Origin of the sequence: Candidatus Chordibacter forsetii (assembly GCF_964187505.1) — a bacterium.
In the GTDB taxonomy this organism is placed as follows: Bacteria; Verrucomicrobiota; Verrucomicrobiia; order Opitutales; family Seribacteraceae; genus Chordibacter; species Chordibacter forsetii.
The window spans coordinates 1-3935 of the sequence record NZ_CAXLML010000070.1; the positions used below are offsets into that span (position 1 = coordinate 1).

The following is a 3935-nucleotide window of genomic DNA, read 5'->3' on the forward strand; positions in this document are numbered from 1 at the left end:
TTTTTCTATGGTTGTGGAAGATTTAGAGGGTTCCCGAGAAATCTTGCCGCCTACTATGCCAAGTAGGGAGAAAAGGTATAATCGGTAATTGAAAAAAGCTACAATCAACCAGCAAACGCACAACCCAATGATGATGAAATTGAGCCTGTAAATTGCGTCTGACTCAGATCCACCTTGCCAAAAAGGAAGCGTGTAGGTGATTAGCAAACTTATTGTTGCTATGGTTGCAGGACGAGTCAACCCGTCCACGGCACTGTTCATCTGCCCGCGTAATTTTTTGCGTACCGAGAGAAAAAGCATTTGTAAGCCTACATATTCGACGGTGAAGAAGACCACCTGAGTGATGAATTTCCCAACATACACCGCTTCACGGGAATGCACCAATAAAGCACCGACCGAGACAAGCAGGATTAAAATAGGCAGGATCGAGATGGCGGATATTACACCTCCTCGGGTAAGAATTGCACGAACGATGAATAACTGGAGTAGTAACTGTACACAACTTGTGTAGGTGTAGAATTGCCCAAAGAAATCGTATAAATCATCGGAGTAGTCCTTCCTTACTTCAAATTTGAAATTAATATCGATTAAGGAAAGTACAATGGCAGAAAATACTACCAGCCAGGTCATAAGAACTGATTGTTTACTACTTATTAGCACTCCTAGTTTTTTAAAAATGCTGTAGTTCGCCTGCTGACTGGAGCCATCGTCCTCCTCATCACCAATAGTAAACATTTTGGCACGAATCATTAAAATGATGGAAACCACTATCAGGACAGCGGCATTCATCGCCAAGGAGATCTCATTGACGAACTCTTGTTTACTTACAAAAGAAATCGTAAAGCCTGCTAAGATACAGCCTAAAGTACCAGCTGCCCCAATCATTCCCATCCACCTTTTGGATTCGGTAGGGTTGAGTACCCCCATTGCCATACCCCAGAATAAAACCATCGGCAAAATTACAATTGTCTCACAAAGCATGTAGGCAAATACATAAATTGGTTTCGTTTCACCTTTTCCTCCAAGGAGATATACAATGGGAACAAGAGCACACAGGGTTAGGATGATACCCGCAGTGGCTATGCGCATCGCACCATAGGCCTGGAACCGTTCGCAAAGATAAGTGGAAAGTAGGGCCAGAATAATCGACAAACTAGCAGCCGCCATGATCATAAGAGGGATGCTTTCGGCTTCAAAGTATTTGAGCAGGAACGAGTCAGAGGTGGCTCTTGCCATCATCGAACTTTGGGCGACCATGAAATAAATAACCGACAAGATTTTAATCTTGGGATCGATTTGCGATAATTTCATAGGGCTCAGGTACTTTCTTATTAGGTATCGTAACAGTAAGCTAATCGAAAAAACAATAAACCTCTAAATAAAAAGAAATCCCACATTTTACTCAATTGGTTCAAATTTCGTGAGTGATCGTTGTATAAAGTTGCAACAATTATTAATCGTGAAACTTCAGTAATAACTGAGCATTTGGTGAGTTTATCTATTTTCCGAAAACACTTGCCTTAGGTCTCAATTAGTGCGGAATTAATAAGAAATATGTTCAATACCCTAACCCCAAAATCTATGATCTATCTCAAAATAGTAGCATTTCTAGCTACAGCAACTTTTACTTACGGTAATTGCGGCAAATGTGATGCCGAACATCCAGGACAGCCTCACGACCATGACGAAATCGTTGGCACCATAGTTGGTATAAACGAAGAAACACAAACTATCGAACTTATGACGCCTGATGGTCCTAAGTCTTTGAAAATTAACGAGCACTCCGATCTTTTAGTCCCAGGAGAATTTGAGGGTGCTGTTTTTGACATGGATATCGAGAAATTTAAACGCGAATCCCGTGGCAAAGAAGTTCGTATCGCCAGTCGCAACGGAGTAATCGATCATATTGAGCCAGCTGACTACGAAGGTGGTGAACATAGCGAACCCGGCCAGCCCGGTCCGCATGGTGACCCAGCTGCTCCCCACCACCCAAACCAGCCTGGTCCACATGGCGGTCCAGTACCTCCTCATCACTCAGGTCAACCCGGTCCGCATGGTGACCCAGCTGCTCCCCACCACCCTGGACAACCCGGCCCTGGTGCTCATCACCAAGGTGAAGAAGATGGAGACGCTATTGTTGGGAAGATCATCAGGTCAGCCTGGTCCACATGGTGACCCAGTACCTCCCCACCACCCAAATCAGCCTGGTCCACATGGCGATCCAGTACCTCCTCATCACTCAGGTCAACCCGGTCCGCATGGTGACCCAGCTGCTCCCCACCACCCTGGACAACCCGGCCCTGGTGCTCATAACCAAGGTGAAGAAGATGGAGACGCTATTGTTGGAAAGATCATCGGAATTGATCAAGAAAACAATATGATTGAAATTCTTACCGAGCAAGGTCCTGTGAAACTCAAAGTTAATGAGCACTCTGATCTTTTGGTTCCAGGTGAGTATGAAGGCCCATTGTTTGATTCTGATATCGAAGAATTTAAACGCGAGGCTTCTCAGCATGAAGTACGAATTGAATTTCGCAACGGAGTGATCGATCACATTGAGCCTGCTGACTATGATGAGGCAGAACACGGTGATCATCAAGGAGGTCCTCCACATGGTGGCCCAGTTCCCCATACCGGACCTCAAGGTGGTCCTCCTCCGCACACAGGCCCTCAAGGTGGCCCACAAGGTGGTCCTCCTCCTTTCCCTGGTCAGCAAGGACCTAGATAATAATCTATTTTATTTTCTAAAGTTTTTTAATTTAGCCCCTCGTCTCGGCGAGGGGCTTTTTTGTGCCTAAATAAACTTTCTTTTATCTAATTATCTAATTTTAAACCCTTAACAATTTCCTATAAATAATAGTAGTATATTCGAGATGATATTTGGGATACAAATTTGGTTAAGGTACTGTTTGCTATTTATTACCTTGCTACAGGTTATATTTTGTAGTGGTTCTGAAATTACTAAACCTACTCATCACACGGACGACGGATATATAAATAATTATTTACCTAAGGAAAAGATGAGTAAAGGCCTGGCTACCGTCTTCAAATGGCGTTTCACCCGAAATTCTCAAACGATTGTAGATTTCGAACAACTTGAGCCAGATTTACCCTTCCTTCAATCAAATCGAAGTGAGGAAACCCTGACCTGGATTGGTCACTCGACCTTTCTTTGGCAATACCGTGGAATCAACATTATTACTGACCCTCACCTGAGCAACCGAGCATCCCCAGTCAGTTTTGCTGGGCCTGAACGATTATCGCCACCAGCTTTAGTATTACGGGACCTTCCTGACTTAGACATCGTGGTGATTTCTCACAATCACTACGATCATTTAGACAAGTCAACCGTTCTTGAAATTTATGAAAAACAAAAATCAAAGCCTCCTCTATTTCTCGTTCCACTGGGAATGAAGGAGTGGTTTGGAAATATTGGTATCAAAAGCGGGGTGATTGAATTGGACTGGTGGGAGAGTCATCAAGTGGGCAATTGGAAATACCATGCTGTCCCAGTTCAGCATTGGAGCAGGAGGGGATTATTGGACACTAATAAGGTATTATGGGCAGGTTGGGTGGTCGAAGCTCCTGATAAACGACTTTTCTTTGCGGGAGATACCGGGTATTCCAAGGATTTTAAGGATATTGGGAATCGTTTTAAAAGTATGGACCTATCACTTATTCCCATCGGTGCCTATGCACCGAGATGGTTTATGAAAGATATGCATTGCAGTCCAGAAGAGGCGGTTCAAATCCATTTGGATGTCAACAGTAAGCAATCCATCGGTATGCACTGGGGAACCTTTTTAAATTTAACTGATGAACCATTAGACGAACCGCCTGTCCGTTTACAAAAAGCGGTTCAATCAAAAGGACTAAACCCTGAAACCTTCATAACCCTTAAGCATGGCGAGACGCTCAAGAACCTGTGATGAAAC

4 protein-coding genes are annotated in these 3935 nt (G+C 43.9%); 3 read left to right on the plus strand and 1 reads right to left on the minus strand.

Annotated features, from left to right (window positions below; translation table 11 throughout):
• On the minus strand, positions 1-1311 hold a 1311-nt coding region (locus tag ACKPQ4_RS03065; protein WP_407679742.1), incomplete at its 3' end, for an Npt1/Npt2 family nucleotide transporter.
• Positions 1312-1581: 270 nt separating this feature from the next.
• Here ACKPQ4_RS03065 and ACKPQ4_RS03070 point away from each other — a divergent pair.
• From ACKPQ4_RS03070 to ACKPQ4_RS03080, 3 genes are all read left to right on the plus strand, one after another.
• On the plus strand, positions 1582-2175 hold the full coding sequence (locus ACKPQ4_RS03070) for a hypothetical protein (protein WP_407679743.1): 594 nt from the start codon (positions 1582-1584) through the stop codon (positions 2173-2175).
• Positions 2123-2728, plus strand: a complete 606-nt coding sequence (locus tag ACKPQ4_RS03075) for a hypothetical protein (RefSeq protein ID WP_407679744.1) — start codon at positions 2123-2125, stop codon at positions 2726-2728. Before ACKPQ4_RS03070 ends, ACKPQ4_RS03075 begins: the two co-directional genes overlap by 53 nt.
• 181 nt (positions 2729-2909) lie before the next feature.
• On the plus strand, positions 2910-3929 hold the full coding sequence (locus ACKPQ4_RS03080; protein ID WP_407679745.1) for an MBL fold metallo-hydrolase: 1020 nt from the start codon (positions 2910-2912) through the stop codon (positions 3927-3929).
• The last annotated feature ends 6 nt before the right edge of the window (positions 3930-3935 follow it).

Excerpts from the sequence above, each read along its gene's own strand:
- ACKPQ4_RS03075 (WP_407679744.1), top strand. The coding sequence starts at position 2,123 with ATGGAGACGCTATTGTTGGGAAGATCATCAGGTCAGCCTGGTCCACAT.
- ACKPQ4_RS03070 (WP_407679743.1), top strand. The coding sequence starts at position 1,582 with ATGATCTATCTCAAAATAGTAGCATTTCTAGCTACAGCAACTTTTACT.